17 protein-coding genes are annotated in these 16,811 nt (G+C 69.8%); 13 read left to right on the top strand and 4 right to left on the bottom strand.

Annotation, left to right across the window (positions count from 1 at the left end; genetic code table 11):
* Window positions 1-20: 20 nt before the first annotated feature.
* The 3 genes from merT to NQK81_RS01705 are packed head-to-tail and all read left to right on the top strand — an operon-like array spanning window position 21 to window position 1,855.
* Window positions 21-338: a mercuric ion transporter MerT gene (merT, locus tag NQK81_RS01715; protein ID WP_014805445.1), complete on the top strand. Its 318-nt coding sequence runs from the start codon at window positions 21-23 to the stop codon at window positions 336-338.
* Between the two features lie 3 nt (window positions 339-341).
* Entirely contained in the window at window positions 342-932 is a 591-nt protein-coding gene (locus NQK81_RS01710; RefSeq protein ID WP_014805444.1) for a TlpA family protein disulfide reductase, read from the top strand.
* On the top strand, window positions 929-1,855 hold the full coding sequence (locus NQK81_RS01705; protein WP_014805443.1) for a cytochrome c biogenesis CcdA family protein: 927 nt from the start codon (window positions 929-931) through the stop codon (window positions 1,853-1,855). The genes NQK81_RS01710 and NQK81_RS01705 overlap by 4 nt, the downstream gene beginning before the upstream one ends.
* A gap of 424 nt (window positions 1,856-2,279) precedes the next feature.
* Here NQK81_RS01705 and NQK81_RS01695 read toward each other — a convergent pair whose 3' ends face one another.
* Window positions 2,280-2,687 (bottom strand): heavy metal-responsive transcriptional regulator, encoded by a 408-nt coding sequence (locus tag NQK81_RS01695; RefSeq protein WP_014805442.1) that lies wholly within the window; start codon window positions 2,685-2,687, stop codon window positions 2,280-2,282.
* Window positions 2,688-2,978: 291 nt separating this feature from the next.
* Between NQK81_RS01695 and NQK81_RS01690 the strand changes: the two genes are divergently transcribed.
* The 6 genes from NQK81_RS01690 to NQK81_RS01665 all read left to right on the top strand — a co-directional run bounded on the left by NQK81_RS01690 (window position 2,979) and on the right by NQK81_RS01665 (window position 10,935).
* The gene (locus NQK81_RS01690; protein ID WP_014805440.1) at window positions 2,979-4,169 is read left to right on the top strand and encodes an MFS transporter; all 1,191 of its coding nucleotides are present in this window, start codon (window positions 2,979-2,981) and stop codon (window positions 4,167-4,169) included.
* A gap of 278 nt (window positions 4,170-4,447) precedes the next feature.
* The gene (locus tag NQK81_RS01685) at window positions 4,448-5,008 is read left to right on the top strand and encodes a hypothetical protein (RefSeq protein ID WP_257486725.1); all 561 of its coding nucleotides are present in this window, start codon (window positions 4,448-4,450) and stop codon (window positions 5,006-5,008) included.
* Between the two features lie 51 nt (window positions 5,009-5,059).
* Complete coding sequence (locus tag NQK81_RS01680; protein WP_257486724.1) at window positions 5,060-6,526, top strand: tyrosine-type recombinase/integrase; 1,467 nt, start codon at window positions 5,060-5,062, stop codon at window positions 6,524-6,526.
* The gene (locus tag NQK81_RS01675; RefSeq protein WP_257486723.1) at window positions 6,526-8,292 is read left to right on the top strand and encodes a hypothetical protein; all 1,767 of its coding nucleotides are present in this window, start codon (window positions 6,526-6,528) and stop codon (window positions 8,290-8,292) included. The genes NQK81_RS01680 and NQK81_RS01675 overlap by 1 nt, the downstream gene beginning before the upstream one ends.
* Complete coding sequence (locus NQK81_RS01670; protein WP_257486722.1) at window positions 8,289-10,478, top strand: site-specific integrase; 2,190 nt, start codon at window positions 8,289-8,291, stop codon at window positions 10,476-10,478. Before NQK81_RS01675 ends, NQK81_RS01670 begins: the two co-directional genes overlap by 4 nt.
* A gap of 1 nt (window position 10,479) precedes the next feature.
* The gene (locus tag NQK81_RS01665) at window positions 10,480-10,935 is read left to right on the top strand and encodes a hypothetical protein (RefSeq protein ID WP_257486721.1); all 456 of its coding nucleotides are present in this window, start codon (window positions 10,480-10,482) and stop codon (window positions 10,933-10,935) included.
* Between the two features lie 31 nt (window positions 10,936-10,966).
* Here the strand turns inward: NQK81_RS01665 and NQK81_RS01660 are convergent, their stop codons facing one another.
* From NQK81_RS01660 to NQK81_RS01650, 3 genes are read right to left on the bottom strand one after another with little or no spacing between them, the layout of a single operon-like run.
* Window positions 10,967-11,695, bottom strand: coding sequence for a sulfite exporter TauE/SafE family protein (locus NQK81_RS01660; RefSeq protein WP_257486720.1), 729 nt, complete (start codon window positions 11,693-11,695; stop codon window positions 10,967-10,969).
* The gene (locus NQK81_RS01655) at window positions 11,692-12,114 is read right to left on the bottom strand and encodes a YkvA family protein (protein WP_257486719.1); all 423 of its coding nucleotides are present in this window, start codon (window positions 12,112-12,114) and stop codon (window positions 11,692-11,694) included. Before NQK81_RS01655 ends, NQK81_RS01660 begins: the two co-directional genes overlap by 4 nt.
* A complete protein-coding gene (locus tag NQK81_RS01650; RefSeq protein ID WP_257486718.1) occupies window positions 12,111-12,716 on the bottom strand; it encodes a Chromate resistance protein ChrB in 606 nt (201 codons plus the stop codon). The genes NQK81_RS01655 and NQK81_RS01650 overlap by 4 nt, the downstream gene beginning before the upstream one ends.
* A 56-nt stretch (window positions 12,717-12,772) precedes the next feature.
* Between NQK81_RS01650 and NQK81_RS01645 the strand changes: the two genes are divergently transcribed.
* From NQK81_RS01645 to lspA, 4 genes are all read left to right on the top strand, one after another.
* Window positions 12,773-13,468 carry a phosphatase PAP2 family protein gene (locus NQK81_RS01645; RefSeq protein WP_257486717.1) on the top strand — a complete coding sequence of 232 codons (696 nt, stop codon included), beginning with the start codon at window positions 12,773-12,775 and terminating at the stop codon, window positions 13,466-13,468.
* A gap of 93 nt (window positions 13,469-13,561) precedes the next feature.
* Window positions 13,562-13,969, top strand: a complete 408-nt coding sequence (locus NQK81_RS01640) for an ArsR/SmtB family transcription factor (protein ID WP_371878936.1) — start codon at window positions 13,562-13,564, stop codon at window positions 13,967-13,969.
* Window positions 13,966-15,930: a heavy metal translocating P-type ATPase gene (locus NQK81_RS01635; RefSeq protein WP_257486715.1), complete on the top strand. Its 1,965-nt coding sequence runs from the start codon at window positions 13,966-13,968 to the stop codon at window positions 15,928-15,930. The genes NQK81_RS01640 and NQK81_RS01635 overlap by 4 nt, the downstream gene beginning before the upstream one ends.
* Window positions 15,927-16,475, top strand: coding sequence for a signal peptidase II (gene lspA, locus NQK81_RS01630; protein ID WP_257486714.1), 549 nt, complete (start codon window positions 15,927-15,929; stop codon window positions 16,473-16,475). The genes NQK81_RS01635 and lspA overlap by 4 nt, the downstream gene beginning before the upstream one ends.
* Window positions 16,476-16,811 lie beyond the last annotated feature (336 nt).

Raw genomic sequence — 16,811 nt, 5'->3', positions numbered from 1 at the left:
CAGCCGAGGAGACCGCCTCCATGTCGACCAACCCCGGCTCCGAGAGCAAGCGCACCGCGCTCGCCGCCGCCGGTTTCCTCCTGGTCCCCATCGTGTGTTGCGGCCTGCCGGTGCTGATCGCCGCCGGAGCCCTTGGCGCGGTGGGCTCGGTACTGGGCAACCCCTGGGTCATCGGCACCGCCGTCGTGGTGGTCCTCGCCGCGGTGACGCGGTTCGCGCGCCGGCGCGTCACCCGACACGGCGCCACCCGAGACAACTCGTGCTGCCCGCCCGTGCCACCCGCCCGCGACCAGCCCGATCGGCCACACGAGTCCTCCCACCCCAACCAGGAGTCCTGACCCATGCCTGACGCACCCGCCCCGACCGGACCTGCCGCGCCGCGCTCTCGTCGACGACTCGTCACGATCGCGCTGACCGTTATCGCCGTCGTCGGGATCTCCGTCGTGCTGTATTCGGCGTTTTCCCCGTCGAGCAAGCAGACCGCGTCCCCACCCGCTGCCGACGGCAGCGCAAAGGCCGGGACCACTGCCGCTGCGGGAGCGTTCACCGCCCGAACCCTGCAGGGCGTGCAGGTCGCGGTGCCCGGCTCGCGGCCCAGCGTGCTGTTCTTCTTCTCCGTCGGGTGCGGCGGTTGCGGTCCGGCCACCCACACCCTCGCCCAGGTCCAGCAGGCGGTCGGCACGAAGGCGAACTTCGTCGCCGTCGACATCGGCCCCGGCGAAACCGAGCAGGACATCACAGACTTCCTCACCGCCAACCAGGCCACCAGCCTTGCCTACGCCAGCGACAGCAACGCCACCCTGATCAGCGCCTACCAGGTCACTCAGCTGTCCACCGCCGTCGTGCTGGACGCCTCCGGCAAACCGGTGTTCCGCGCTGTCGAGCCCACCGCCGATCAGATCCGTGCCGAACTGGCCAAGGTGAGCGCGTGATCGGCCCGCTGTTGGCGCTCGCCTTCGGCGCCGGGATGCTCGCCCCGGTCAACCCCTGCGGCTTCGCCGTACTGCCCGCCTTCCTCGCCTACGCCGTCGACACCGGCGACGGCCAGGCGGACGCGCGGCCCGGCGCTTTGTCCCGGCTGGCCGGTGGCCTGCGCGCCGGGCTCGCGCTGACCGCCGGGTTCGCCGGCACCTTCACCGCCATCGGACTACTACTCGCCCTCGGCTTGCGTTCCCTGACCGGTGTCATCCCGTGGCTGGCCGCCGCGCTCGGCGCGATCCTGGCCGTGGGCGGCCTGGCCATGGTCGCCGGCGGACACCTGCCGCTGCGGCTACCCACCCGCCGTTCCGGCACCCCGCGGCAGGGGCCCAGAGGCATGGTGGCCTTCGGCGCCGGGTACGCACTGGCCTCCGCCTCCTGCACGCTCGCGGTGCTGCTCGCGGTCGTCACCCAAGCCCTGGCCAGCACCAACATCTCCGGCGTCCTGGTCGTATTCGCCGCCTACGCCGCCGGCTCCGCCACCCTGCTGCTGTCCCTCGCGCTATTCGCCGCATTCGCCAGCGGCCTGATCAACCGGTTCCTCCGACGGCTGCTGCCCCACATGAACCGCATCACCGGCGCCGTGCTTGCCCTTTCCGGCGGCTACCTACTCCTTTACTGGCTGCCACAACTACTCGGCGGGCACCCCGGCATCGGCGCACTCACCGGCGTCGTCGGCACCGTGTCAGCCTGGATCACCGGACACCAACTTGCGATCGCCATCACCGCACTCGGCCTCATCCTCGTCACCGCGATCGCCACCCTCACCCGCCGCGAACGCCGCCACACCACCACCGACACCGCCGACGACTGCTGCGCACCCAGGCCACAGCCCGAAGAAAATGCGGACCAGGTAGGAGGACCCGGCAGCAGGTGACCTGCCTGCCGGGATCCAACTGGCACGCGGGCCTCTACGATGCGAGCCCGAGGCGGCCGGATTGTCCCCATGGGAGTCCGGCAGGCGGCAAAGCCTTGCTGTAGAAGCAAACCACCACAGTCGACGACGCAGGGCTGCGGACTCTGCATGCCTCCATCTTCACGGAGAATCGCGCAAGCATCGCCCCGCACCACGCCGCCGGTTGCTGAACCGTCGGCATCCGCGAACGCATCGCCCAGCGGGGCGGCGTCTGGCACAACACAGTCTTTTATCGAACGCCGCTCAGCCGTCCGATGATCGGTCGGCCCAGTCTGACTGGACATTTGCCGCAACGAGTGGCCATTCCGCAAAGGCTCGGCTACCGCCAGTTCGCAACGCGGCCATCAAGAGTTCAGTGAGACATGAGGGTCCTTGAGCGGCTACTTCACCGTTCGATGATCGGGCAGATCGATCTGTTCGGTTCCGACTCGGTATCGGCTGCCACGGCGGTGTCCCGACTGGCGGTGAGGCTCGCACGCAGCGCCAGCAATTCGGTAATGGTGTTGTCGATCTCCGCGATCCGGGCGTCGAGTAGATCCCGTACGGCTCCGCACGGGGTGGGACCGGCACGGCGGAGGGTGAGGATGGTGCCGATGTCGTCCAGGGGGAGGTCCAGGGCGCGGGCGCGGCGGATGAAGGTGAGGGTGTCGACGTCGTCCTGGTTGTAAAGGCGGTACCCGGCCGCAGTGCGCTGGGCGGGCGGCAGCAGGCCGCGCTCCTCATACAAGCGCACGGCCTTACGGGTGAGCCCGGCCGCCTGGGCGGCCCGCCCGACGGTCATCGCCTGGGCCATCGTCTGCCTCCTTCGCGTCCCGGCCGCTCGCCTTGACCTTCACCTGGGGTGAAGGTTTTAGCGTCTCCAGTGTAGGACCGGAAACCGAAGGGAGGCGCAGGTCATGGCAATAGTCGAGTGCGAGGTGTACCGGCGCCCGGACCCGGAGCGCGGATGTGAGATGACCGTCACCAAGGGCGCCGTCCCAGGCCACGGTCGCGACCGCAACCCCACCTGTTGCTGCGGGCACACCATGGAGAAAGTCCGCTGAGCCGCGGCCAGCCAGGACGTGCGGGCACCGGGCTGCGCCAGGTGTTCTCCCATCCTGGTTACCGCCGGTTGTGGGCGGCGCGCACCGCTTCTGCCTGGGGTGACGCGTTCGCCACCGTGGCGTTGGGCCTGCTGGTGTGGGACCGCACCGGCTCCGGGCTCGGTGTGGCCGGGGTGATCGTCGCGGAGATCGTCCCGGTGCTGCTGCTGGCACCGTTCGCTGGGGTGGCAGTCGACTGGTTCTCGCCGGTGCGGGTCATGGTGGTTGCCGACTTGGCGCGCGTGCTGGTGGCTGCGGGGCTACCGCTGGTCGCCGGCTCGGTGCCGGGCATCTACGCGGTGGCGTTCGCCATGTCCGCAGCGTCGGCGTTGTTCAATCCGGCCGCCAGTGCCGCGCTGCCCGCGCTGGTGAACGAGGAGGAGTTGATCGCCGGGAACTCGGGGATCTGGACCGCCGCGGTGCTCTCCCAGATCGTGCTCGCCCCGGCTGCGGGTGCCGTGGTCGCGACCGTCGGCTATGGCCTGGCGTTCTGGGTGAACGCAGCGAGCTTCGCCGTCTCGGCGCTGCTGCTGTCCCGCCTGCACCTGCTGCGCCCGGCAGCCGATGCGGCCCGTGCCGCCTGGTGGCATCAGGCCCGAGACGGCATCAGGGTGCTGGCCGGGCACCGGGTGCTGCGAGCCTTGGCCGCTGGTCAGGCCCTGGCGGCGTTGTCGGCCGGAGCGACCAGTGCCCTGCTGGTTGTGTTGATCCGCGAGCGCCTGGGCAGGGGCCCCGCCGGATACGGAATCGCGCTGGCCTGCATCGGCGTGGGCGCCGCAGCAGGCCCGTTACTGCTGACCCGGCTGATCACCGATCCTCGCAAACCCGCGTTCATTTTCGGACCCTATCTGTTGCGCGCCGCCGTAGATGCCGTCCTTGCGAGTGTCCGCGTCCCGGTGGTGGCGTTGGGCAGCCTGGCCGGCTACGGCGGGGGCACCTCTGCCGGCGCAGTCACCTTCAACTCGCTGCTGCAGGCCGAAACCCCACCCGCCGCACGCGGCCGGGTCTTCGCCGCCTTCGATCTGATCTGGCAACTCGGCCGCCTGGCCTCCCTCGGGCTGGGTGGGTGGCTGGCTGATGCGGCAGGGATCACCGCCGTCTACGCCGCAGGGGCTGCACTGCTCGTCGCTGCCGCTCTGATCGGCCGAGCCGGTCTGACCGACCATCGCCACCACCAAGAGAAGAGGCGCTGACGCGAGGACTTCGGCGCCGGCGACGACGCTCGGCCACTGGCATCAGTCCGACGAACAGAGCTCCGACTCCGCAGCGATCACCAGGGGCCGGCTGGAAAATCGCCATTCACACCAGGCCCGCCCTTGGAGAATCCCGAGGTAGGTTCCACCGAGGCGCCGCCGCCCTGCGACACCGTTCCTTCTGCGACAGCTTGACTGTTTACATAACAACAGCCATCCTCGCCCGCTGGCTCACCGATCCCTCCAGTCGTGACTTCGAATTGGAGGAACTCGCTGTAGTGACCGGGATGACCGGTCAGGAATGGCCGGCGACTCTCGCGCTGGTCGAACGGAACCTGTTGCCCCTCATGGCCGCGGCGAATGTGCGCTATCTCCAGATCGCCCGCCGCGGACTGCATCAGGCCGACGGGATCGACATCCTGTCCGACTCCCGCAGTCCCGACAAGTTGCACCTGGTCGGCGCGTGGACGCTGGCGCACGAGATGTTCGACGGCGGCACCGTCCCGCAGACCGCCGGAGACAGGCTCTGCAGCCAGCATTTCAAGGCCTGGCCCTTGGATACCGTCATCGCCGAGCTCACCCAGGGACGGCCCTACCGGCACGTCATGGGCTACGAGGCCGAGGAAACCCGGCGCGCCGCCCGCGACGCCAAGTACAACACCGCACTGCGCACCGGCGAATACCCGCTCCGCGTGTGGGACGGCGGCTGGAACCGTGGCCGTGCCCAGGCCTTCCTGTGCGAGCTTTTCGGCGTCAATACCTGGGTCAAGAGCGCCTGCACCTACTGCCTTCTCTCCGCTTTGCTGCTGTGTCTCGATAGAACGTCCCACCAGCAGTGACCAGCTACAACTGTGTTGCACTCGTGCCTGTCTCGAATGTATGTACGACACATGGAGTTGATCTTCTTCTCGTCCGGCGGCTGGAAGTCCTGGGACGTCCAGCGGCGACCGGTCATCCCGGACGGCATGCCCGTCCTCGTCGACGACGACTTGGCATTCGAGGATGCCTCCGGCCCACGGCCGGCGACCGTGGTCAACCGGTGGCTGCGTGAGTTGCCGTCGAGCGGTTGTCCGGCACCATCCTCATGGGAGTCCTACGCACGGGTCTTGCGGTCCTGGATGGAGTTCATCGCCCAGTTCGGGGTAAGCGTGTTCGACGAGCGGCGCCCGCTCAAGGACGCGTTGAGCGCCTACGCGGTGCACCGGGCATGCGGCCCGGTCGAGGCGCGGTTCGAGGTGAACACCTGGGATCGGCACGTCAGCGTCCTGTCGTCGTTCTACCGGTGGGCGGTCGCCGAAGGCCACGCCCAGGCCGAGCCGTTCACCTACGCACAGGCCAGGACGATCTACGGCGATCAGGTCCGGGACTACCAGGTCAACCTGGCGGTCCGTCGCCGCCCCAAGCCGCATGTGACGATCAAATACCTGGAGCGGGACTTCGAGTCGCTGTTCCTCAAGGCGCTGGCGGGTTTGACGCCGGACGGCGCGGAGGACACCGGCTACCGCGGCCGGGAGCTCGCACGCAACTCGGCGATCGGTCGCCTGGGCCTGGCGACAGGGCTGCGCCGTCAGGAGTTCACGTACCTTCTCGTGCCGGAGATCCCCGCGCTGCCCCCGAAGCCGTCGGCTCTGCCGATCCCGTTCCGGGTGCCGGCGGGGGTGACGAAGGGCCGCAAGTACCGCACGACGTGGATCAGCTATCAGGCATTGGTCGAGGTACATCACTATCTCGACCTGACTCGCCCGCTCGCGGTCGAGGGTTCGACGTGGCGGCCTCCGGAGAGGGCCGGTGAGCCGTTGCTGGTCGCCGAGGTTGACCCGGTCGGGGGCCGGGTGAACGGCAAGCGGGTGCGGTGGGCGTCGCTGCGTCCGGCCGAACGCGTGCGCCTGATCGCCCCGGACGGTGGATCGATGCTGGTCGCGGTGCGCGGTGACGGCGGCCCGTTCACGGCGTGGGCGACGGTGTTCGAGCGGGCGTCGGACCGCATCCGGGACCGGTTCGAGCCCCGGTTTCCCACGGTGAACCCGCACCGGCTGCGGCACTCGTTCGCGATTCGGACGCTGGAGATGCTGGTCGAGGGCTACTACGCCCAGGCGGCCAAGCTGGCCAGGGACACCGACGCGGACGCCGCGCTGGCCTTGTATCTGTCCAAAGCGGACCCATTGATGGTGCTGCGGGACCTGCTCGGCCACTCCTCGGTGCTGACCACGGAGGCGTATCTGCGTCGCCTGGATATGACCCGGATCTACCGCAACGCCTACGAACGGGCCGGCCAGGAGCACGGGCTCGCGGAGATCACCGCGGCCGAACGTGAAGCCGACAACGAGTTCTCCGACGAGTTCGAGGAAGCCATCTGATGCCCGCAGAACTGATCGACGACCCACTAGGCATCGAGTTCGTGTCCACCGCACGGCGCACCACGGCGACCGTCCGCATCGGGAACACCTGCAACCCGCAGTTGGCCCGCGACATGCTGATCGGCCTGACCCACCTGGTCCATCCGCACGGACCGATCGACGAGCTGAAGACCTTCCAGCAGTACGTCACCTCGATCCGCCGGTTCGTGGCCGAGCTGGCCGAGCGCGGCCACACTGGCGGTGCCGCCGACCTGTCTCGGGCGAGGCTGGCCGAGTACTGGATGGGCGCCAGCAACGCCCGCGAGTACAAGACCCGCCGTATGGTGGCCGCGCTGGACCGGGAAACGTCCGTGCTGACGCCGGACGTGCGCGCGCTGGTCGGCGGGCGCCACTTCAACCCGCAGCGCCGCCGCGACAAGCGCCCCTCGATGCCCTACACCGAAGGCGAGTGGCAACGGCTGCAACACGTCTGCCGCACGATCATCCGCGCCACCTTCGCCGAGCACCGCGCGGCGCTGGCCGCGGCCGAGCGTGGCCGTGATCCCCGTGAGCACGGCTGGTCGTTCGACAACCTCTGCTGGCTGCTGCACCGGCAGGGTCCGGTGACGTGGACCGCGTTCGACCGGGAGCACGGCTCCTCGGCGGCCACGGCGTGTATCGAGCTGCTGCCCACGGCGTGCACGGCGTTGTTCGTCGACACCAACGTCGCGCTGGCGTATCGCCTGTTGCTGGGCACCTACATCGGGATCGTCCCGGACGGCATCGAGGCCCTCGGTGTGGAGGACCTCGATTGGGCCGGTGATGCCACGATCCTGCTGGGCTACCTCAAGGGCCGCACCACCCAGGAGAGCGTGACCCTCAACCGGCGGTCGGTGCGGCTGCTGGAGCAGTGGTTAGAGCACTCAGCCCCAACCCGGAACCTGGCCGCACCAGACGCGAGGGCGATGCTGTGGACCCGGTACGTTCCAGGCCGCTACGACGACGTCGTCACCGTGCCGTTCACCTCCGGGCAGGTCACGGAGTGGGTGGAGCGCGGCCATCCGGCGTTGACCGAGGCCGACCTCGCATTGGTCACCGACGACGGCAGCCCACTGCGGCTCGACCGGCGACGCATCCGCACCACCTTCACGTCGCTGCGGGACCGCAAGTCCTGGTTCGGCAGCAGCCGGTCCACGGTGGATCCCAACCACACGCCCGCGATCGAGGGCGACAACTACCTCACCGCGACCACCCCGGCGCAGCGCGACGCGGTCGAAACGATCATCGAGAACAGCCAGGCGGACCTGCTGCGCAAGGCCCAGCCGCCGATCGTGCTGAGCACCGAGGCCACCGCGGAGCTCGTCGAGCGGTTCCCGGACGCGATCCGCGACCTGGGGCTGGAGGACGCGACGGTCACCGAGCTGGTCAGCACCGCGAACCGGGATGTGTTCGTCGCGGCGTGCGCCGATCAGCTGTCCGGCCTGCACGGTCCGGTCGGCAAACCGTGCCCGGCCCGGCCGTGGGTGTGCCTGCTCTGCCCGTTGGCGATCTTCACGCCCCGGCACGCGGTGAACCTGCTGCGCATGCAGGCGTTCTTCGCCCGCCAGTGGCAGCACCTGCCCTCCGCGCAGTTCATGGTGCTGTTCGGCCCCTACGCGCAGCGGATCGACACCATCCTCGCCGCCTTCCGCGACCGCGATCCGGCGCTGCTCGTGCGCGCGGCGCGCGACGTGGCCGACACCGACGCTGAACTGCCCCTGCTCCCGGAGGAACGCACCACCTCATGACCTCACCCATCAGCACCGATCCCGCCGACCCGATCATCGCCCGGTCGCCGTTCGCGGGCCTGGATCTGTGCCGGGCGATCGGTATCACCGTCGCTCCCGGCGCGCAGGGACCGAACTTCGACCAGGACGTCTGGGACTTCAACCCGGTCACCGACCTGGCCGCCTACATGGCGGCGTCGCACAAGCGCTGGAATCTCGCAGCTATCCGGAATCCACTGTGGAGGGTCGTTGCCAAGGAGTACTTGGTAGCGCTGATGGTTCCCACTCATGATGCGGTGCGCGAGCTGCCGAGCGCGTTCCGCGTCGCGCGGACGGTCCCGGCGTGTGTCAACAAGCACTACGAGCTGATCCGCTGGATGAACTGGCTGACCGACAACGGAGTGGCCGAACTGGGGCAGGTCAACGATCACCTGTGCGAGTCCTACATCGCTGAGCGCCGCACCGGGCGCGACAAGGACGGCGCGATCGTCGAGAAACGCGGCGCGGTCAACGGCGCCGCCCAGGTCGTCAGCGGTCTCGCCCAGTATCGCGACCTGTTCACCGCCGACCGCTACCCGGCGGGTTTCCGTCCGTTCGGTGGCCGGGCGGCCGTCGCTGTCGCCGGTTTGAAGACGCCGACCGAGAACAGCACGCCCCCGGTGCCGGCCGAGATTCTCCAGCCGATGCTGGCCGCGGCCCTCTACGTCGTGGACACGCTCGGCCCGCAGGTGGTGGCCTTGACGCGCCGTGTCAAGGCGGAACGGGAACGGGTCAACCGGCTACCGGAGCCACGCAGTCCGGGTTGGGGAGTGCTGCTGGCGGCCATCAACCGGCGTGTGGCCGAGGGGCGGCCGTTCAACCGTGTCCCGTCGCGTATCGAGCCGATCACCAGGTACGCCGTCGACGAGTCCGACCCGCTGTGGGAGATCTCGCTGCGCGACGTCGCGGCCGAGGCCGGCTTCGGTCACTTCCGCGGCGAATGGCTGTCAGTCCTGCGGCCCGCGCTGGAGCGGGCCGTGGCCCAGGTGGGGATCGACGAGCCGATCGGCCGGAACGCCACGCTCGTCGCGCGAGCCGACGGCGAGGGTGAGGTGCCCTGGACCCTGCCGTTGTCCGAGCGCCACGCCCGCGTCCTGCCCGACGTTGTGCGCACGGCGTGCCTGCTGGTGGTCGCCGCCGCGACGGGCATGCGCTCCAGCGAACTGTTCGAGCTGACCCTGGGATGCCGGCTCCCGCCCGAGCGCAAGGCGGCCGGCCTGGTCCGTTACCGGCTGGCTGGGAAGGTCATCAAGCACCGCGGGCACGGCGGCGAGGCCGACGAGTGGGTGGTCGTGGGCGAAGTCCATCGGGCGATCGCGCTCGCCGAGCAACTGCTGGACGCCGAGGCCGAACCCGGCACGTTGCTGTTCGGCAGGACGGTCTTCAAGAACACCTACATGACCTTCCGGAAATGGGTGAACAGCCCTGCGGGACAGCGGCTCGGGCTTACGCCGGTCCCCGAGGCGCCAGTGGAGCTGCGGATGCTGCGCCGCACTCTCGCGATCGAGTTGGCCTACCGGCCCGGTGGGCTGCTGGCGGCGAAGGTCGCGCTGAAGCACATCAGTGTGGTCACCACCGAGGGCTACGCCGGGAAGCCCGGCGGTGCCCAGGCGAAGTTCCTCGCCGAAGTCGGGCAGGAGGAACAGAAACGCAACCTCGGCCTGCTGCTCGACGAGATCGACAACTACCAGCGTGGTGTGCGGCCCTCGGGGCCGCACGCGCACGACCTGATCGAGTTCTTCGACGCGGTCGACGGCAAGCTCACCGACGAGCAACGGGCGGCACCGAAGATCATTCTCAACGATCAGGAACTACGTCGGATGCTGGCCAAGCGCGCCAAGACGCTGCACCTCGGTGTGGCGAACTACTGCTGGTTCACAGACCCTGGCAAGGCCCTGTGCCTTCGGCTGGCGGGCACTCCGAGCGCTGACCGGCCGCTGATCGGGATGTGCGACTCGGCCCGATGTCCGCAAGCCACGCACCACTCGTGCCACCGCCCCGTGTGGGAGGAGGCCGTGCACAGCACGACGGTGTTCCTCGGCAACCTCGGCCGCGCCCAGAAGACCGAGCGGACCCGGTTGGAGACGCAACTGGACCGCGCACAACGAGTCCTGGCCGACATCGACGCCGCCAGCACCCCGGCGGGCACCGACACGGAGGAGAGCTGAGGTGGGGCGGCTCAACGATCAGACCCGCGGGCAGAAGGAAGCCGCGATCCGAGCGGCGATGGACCGGCTGTTGCGTGGGGAGATCCCGCCGGGCGGCAAGTGCGACGTCAAGACCCTCGCGGCCACGAGTGGTGTTACCCGCGCCGCGCTCTACAGCACCTACCTGCACCTCAAGGAGGAGTTCGAGCGGCGCCGCGAGCAACTCCGCGAGGCCGGCGTCATCGCCGATCCGCGCGAGGCCCAGATCGGAAGGCTGAAGGACCAGGTCGGTGTTCTGCAGCAACGGGTTGTCGATCGGGACGAGGAGGTGGCTGCCCTCAAGGTGTTCCGGACCGAGGCCGTGTCCCGGCTGGCCGCCCAGCACGAGGAGATCGTGCGCCTGCGAGCCGCGTTGGCCAGCACGAGCAACGTCCGCGATCTGTCCGTGTCCCGCAATCGAGTCCCTCGCGGGTCGTAGCCGCGGCGGGTGGGCGCCAACGCTGACCGGCTCACAGGCCGATCAGGAACAGGATGCCCGCGGCGAGCAGTCCGATCTCGACCAGCAGGACGAACATGCGGTCGCTGATGCGGCCGACGATCTTCTTTCCGACCCAGGCTCCGAGCAGGGTGGCCGGGGTGAGCGCGGCGCCGTAGAGCAGCACCTGGCCGGTGAGCAGGTCCCCGGCGCCGTAGGTGGCGATCTTGGTCAGGTGCATGGTCAGCGCGCTGGCGGCTTCGGTGCCGATATAGGCGGCGCGAGTCAGGCCGACGGCGAGGAAGAACGGCGCGGTCAATGGTCCGACGGACCCCAGCAGCGCCGACCCGAGCCCGGACGCGGCACCCACCGCGGCGAAGGCTGGTTCGCTGGGTGTGCGTGGCCGGCGTTGGAGCCGCCGCCAGATCACCACGCCGATCAGGAACACCCCGAGCAGTCGCTTCAACGGAGTCAGCGGTGCGTGGGTGAGCAGGAGCCCACCGATCACCGCGAACGGCACGGCACCGAGCGCGAACCAGCCGATCAACGGCCAGCGAAGGTCACGGCGGTTGAGCCAGACCCGAGATCCGTTGCTGGACAACTGGGTCAGCGTGAGCATCGGGACGGCGGCGCGGAGTCCGAACAGGACGGTGAACACCGGCAGCAACAGGACCCCGCCTCCGAAGCCCGCGACTGCGGAGAGCAGCGCGAGACCGAACGCGGCCACCGACGCGCCGAGCACCGTGAACAGGACGGTCGTCATCGCGCGGGGCGGTTGAGTCCGGTGAGCCGGGCGACGGCGGCGAAGCCGTCGTCGGTGCCGGGCCAGTGCGCACGGACCGCGTCGATCCCGGCGCGGCGCACGACGCCGCGCAGCACGGCGGTGACGATGATCGCGTCGTCGGCGTAACCCAGGACCGGGATGAAGTCGGGGATCAGGTCGATCGGCATGGCGAGGTAGGCCAGCAGCAGCCCCAGCCGGACACGGACGCCACGCGGCAGGGTCTTGTCGGCAGCAAGCCGGCGCACCAGGCGCAGCACATCGGGCAGGAGCCGCAGGGCTTCGCGCAGCAGCCCTCCGCGTGGCCGGGCGATGGCCAGCACGACGACCAGGACGAGCCAGGCCAGCAGCAGGGCTGCGGCGATGCCGATGAGCAGGTCCCACCAGAACGAGCCGGTCACGGCTGGTCCACCACTCGCAGCGAGCGCGGCGTCGACGCGCTAGCAGGAGCGGATTCCGGGGCTTCGGCGTGCAGCGCGGCTTCCTCGAACGCGGCCAGCTCGGCGGCAGCCTCCTCGACCGCGTCGCGGGCGGCCTGGCCGCCAGGTGCGGCGAAGTAGTCACGGGCGGCGATCTTGGAAAGCCAGGTGCGGAAGCGGTCCAGGTCAGCCTCGGACTCCTCGACCTCGGCGTAGGTGGCGTTGCCGCGGGCTTGTTCGTCGGCCAGCTCTTGGCGGAGTTCGGGCAGCCGTTCGAGCACTTCGGCGTATTCGGCGTCGCGGGCGGCGTTGAGCTCGGCGATCACGGCCTGTTCCTCGGCCGGGTCGGTGAAGGCCATCGACAGCACGCGGGCGGTGCCGCCCTGGTGGCGGATCCGGTCTGCCAGCCGCCGGACCTCGCGCACCACCTCCGGGCGGGCGGGTAGCAGGCACACGGACTGTTGCAGGTAGAGCGCGCCGAGGGAGCGCAGCTTGCGCCACACCTGCACTCGCAGCGTGCCCGCGCCGCCCGCGGTCGAGGCGCTGATCAGCAACCAACCCCGCTCGTCTGCTTCGTTCGTCACGCCGCTATGTTACGGGCGTTACAACACGCTGGTCCAGGTGCCCCGAGGAGATGCCGATGACTGTTCACCACCCCACCGCCCATCGGTGGCCTCGCGACGGCCTGCTGGTGCGCGCCGGCATCGCCGCCGCCGGCATGGTCGCGGCGGCCGGGATGTTCGCCGGGGTGGCCGACTTGGTCACCGATCGGCACGCCGCGCTGGTCGACAACGGCGTGCTCGCCGAGGTGGCCGAGCACCGCGCGGGCCCGTGGACCGGGTTCTTCGAGGCCGTCTCCACGGCCGCCGAGATCCCGCTCGCCATCGTGGTCGTCGCGCTCGCCGCGGCGCTGGCGTGGCGGGGTCGGTCGTGGGCGCCGCTGGTGCTGGCCGGACTGACCGGAGCCGGGTCGGTCGTGCTGGCCACAGTCGTGAAGAACCTCGTCGGACGGGACCGGCCGGCATCGTGGTGGCAACTGCTGCCCGAGAGCGGCTTCTCCTTTCCCTCACGGCACACCACCGTGGCCACCGCGCTGCTGATGATCGCCGCCTACCTGCTCGCCCAGCACACCAGCACGCTCGTCGCGAGCCTGGCCTGGTGGCTCGGCGCCCTCGCACTCGCCGCGCTCGTGGCCGCCAGCCGTGTCTACCTCGGCGTGCACTGGGCCACCGATGTCACCGCTGCCGCCGCACTGGGCGCCACGTGGGCCTTGACGGTGATCACTGCCCACCTGCTCCTGCGGCGACGCCGACCGTCGAGCACCGCCGGTGACTAACGGTCGGGCATGTGACCGGCGAAGACGGGCTTGACTTCAATATCGCCGAATCTCGATTCCATCACATCTGACTGTTATCATCGTCTGGTGACGATGAATAGTTCGGATGGGTGCCTCGCGTCGAGCGGGGCGGTGTTGGATCCTGCGGTGGCGTTGTTCCACAGCCTCTCGGACGCCACCCGGCTGGCGATCGTGCAGCGCTTGGCGCATGGGGAGGCGCGGGTCTCCGACCTGGTGGCCGCGCTGGGGATGGCGCAGTCCACGGTCTCGGCGCACGTGGCCTGCCTGCGTGACTGCGCGCTGGTGGTGGGCCGGCCGCAGGGCCGTCAGGTGTTCTACAGCCTCGCGCGCCCGGAGCTGATGGACCTGCTGGCGTCGGCGGAGACGCTGCTGGCCGCGACCGGCAACGCGGTGGCCCTGTGCCCGAACTACGGCACCGACGCCCCGACGGATACGACTCCGGACAGCGCGATTCAGGACAGCAAGGAGAGCGCTCGATGAGTGACGCGTGCGGCTGCGACCACGACGAACCCGTGGACGAGGAGGCCGAGGAGCACGAGCCGGAACGGCTCTGGCAAATCAAGGAACTCCAGTTCGCGGCAATCTCCGGGGTGTTCCTGCTCGCCGGGCTGATCACCGGCTGGGCCGACGCGCCGCGCACGGTCGAGCTCGTGCTGGAGGCGGTGGCGCTGCTGATCGGCGCCTACACCTTCGTGCCGTCTACGCTGAAGCGGTTGGTGAAGGGCAAAATCGGCGTCGGCACGCTGATGACCATCGCCGCGGTCGGCGCGGTCATCCTCGGCGAGGTCGGCGAGGCCGCGATGTTGGCCTTCCTGTTCTCCATCAGCGAGGGCCTGGAGGAATACTCCCTGGCCCGCACCCGCCGTGGCCTGCGCGCCCTGCTGTCCCTGGTGCCCGAGCAGGCCACCGTGCTGCGCGACGGCACCGAGACCGTCGTGTCCCCGGCCGAGTTGCGGGTCGGCGACCGGATGCTGGTCAAGCCCGGTGAGCGGATCGCCACCGACGGCATCATCCGCGACGGCCGCACCGCGCTGGATGTCTCGGCGATCACCGGCGAATCCGTACCGGTCGAGGCCGGACCCGGTAGCGAGGTGTTCGCTGGGTCGATCAACGGCACCGGCGTGCTCGAAGTCGAGGTCACCACCACCGCCGAGGACAACTCCCTAGCCAGGATCGTGCGGATCGTCGAGGCCGAACAAGCCCGCAAGGGCGCCTCCCAGCGGCTGGCCGACCGCATCGCCAAGCCGTTGGTGCCCGGCGTCATGATCGCCGCCGCGCTGATCGCGGTGATCGGCAGCCTGCTCGGCGACCCGGTCACGTGGATCGAGCGGGCCCTCGTGGTGCTGGTGGCCGCTTCACCCTGCGCGCTGGCGATCTCCGTCCCGGTGGCCGTGGTCGCGGCGGTCGGCGCGGCCAGCAAACTCGGCGTGCTGGTCAAGGGCGGCGCCGCGCTGGAAGCGCTCGGCGCAGTCCGCGGGGTCGCGTTGGACAAGACCGGCACCCTCACCGCCAACAGGCCCGCCGTCATCGACGTCGCCACCACAGGCGGCGCCACCCGTGACCAGGTCCTGCACCTGGCGGCGGCCCTGGAGGCCCGCAGCGAACACCCGCTCGCCCGCGCGATCCTCGCCGCCGTCGACGACGTGACCCCGGCCTCGGACGTGGAAGCGGTCACCGGCACCGGGCTCACCGGCCGCCTGGACGGACGCACTCTCCGCCTCGGGCGCCCCGGCTGGCTCGACCCCGGCCCGCTCGCCGCCGACGTGGAGCGGATGCAGCAGGCCGGCGCGACCGCGGTGCTGGTCGAGGACAACGGCCAGGTCATCGGGGCGATCGCGGTCCGCGACGAGCTGCGCCCCGAAGCCGCCGAGGTCGTGTCCCAGCTCCGCCGGGACGGCTACCACGTCGCGATGCTCACTGGCGACAACCACGCCACCGCCACCGCCTTGGCCAAGGACGTCGGCATCACCGACGTGCACGCCGAGCTGCGCCCAGAGGACAAGGCCCGCCTGATCGAGCACATGCGCGGGCAGCGGTCGACAGCGATGGTGGGCGACGGCGTCAACGACGCACCCGCCCTGGCCACAGCCGACCTCGGCATCGCGATGGGCGCCATGGGCACCGACGTGGCGATCGAGACCGCCGACGTCGCGCTCATGGGCGAGGACCTGCGGCACCTTCCGCAGGCGTTCACCCACGCCCGCGGCGCCCGCCGGATCATGCTGCAGAACGTCGGCCTGTCCCTCGGGTTGATCACCGTGTTGATGCCGCTGGCGTTGTTCGGCGTGCTCGGCCTGGCCGCGGTGGTGCTGGTGCACGAGCTGGCCGAGGTCGTCGTCATCGCCAACGGCGTCCGTGCCGGCCGCACCAAACCCTTGCAGGCCACGGCCATCACCGGCCAGCCGGCGCTGACGCCCACGGCGGCGGGTGTCACCTCGTGACCACTGGCGAATCCACCCGGACGGCCAGGGCGACCCGAGCGCGGGTCGCCCTGGCCGTGACCGCCGCGCTGCTGGCCGCGGTAGACCTGAGCCTGAAAGCCTGGGCCAGCCGAGCATTGGCGGACGGGAGCTCGGTGGATCTCGGGGTGATTCAGCTGCGGCTGACGTTCAACCCTGGGGTGGCGTTCAGCCTCGGCGACACCCTGCCCGGCTCGGTCGTGCTCGGTGTCACCGGGCTGATCGTCCCCGGGCTCGCGGTCTTCGCCTGGCGCACTTCCCGCACCGCGACGTTGCCCATGCGGCTGGGGCTGGCCGCAGTGCTGGCCGGGGCGATCGCCAACCTCGCCGACCGCGCGGCCGACGGGATCGTGACCGATTACCTGCACACCGGCTGGTTCCCCACGTTCAACCTCGCCGACGTCTTCATCACCCTCGGCGCCGCAGCGCTGGTCCTGACCAGCCTCCGCGCCACCGACAGCGCGGCCAATAAGGCCAGCGAACCATCGACTCACGCGGAACACCCGAGCGCATCCGAGAACCGGTGACGACCGAAAGCCTCTTGTGGCTGCTGCGTGATACCCGCGCCTCCCACAAGCTCTGCGAGCCGCAACAGCAGACCTTCGGCGGCAAGTACCGCGCAGTGATCCCGTTGACCTGAAGGGCAATCCGCCTGTCGACGACGCAATCGCGACACTTGCGGACGATATGATCTAGAGCACACAGGTGTAGCGGGAAACGAGACACATGACCGTCCCCTTCGGACTGACATCCGTACGGCATCAACTCGCTCGACCTGGACACAGTCTCATCTAGACACGGTCACTGCGGCGAGAAATTGTCCGTTCGCATTAGCGAATGATACTGGCCGGAAGGAAGCCGTC

The sequence above is a fragment of the Amycolatopsis roodepoortensis genome, from assembly GCF_024628825.1.
GTDB lineage: Bacteria > Actinomycetota > Actinomycetes > Mycobacteriales > Pseudonocardiaceae > Amycolatopsis > Amycolatopsis roodepoortensis.
This window is presented reverse-complemented; position numbering and strand designations above follow the sequence as displayed.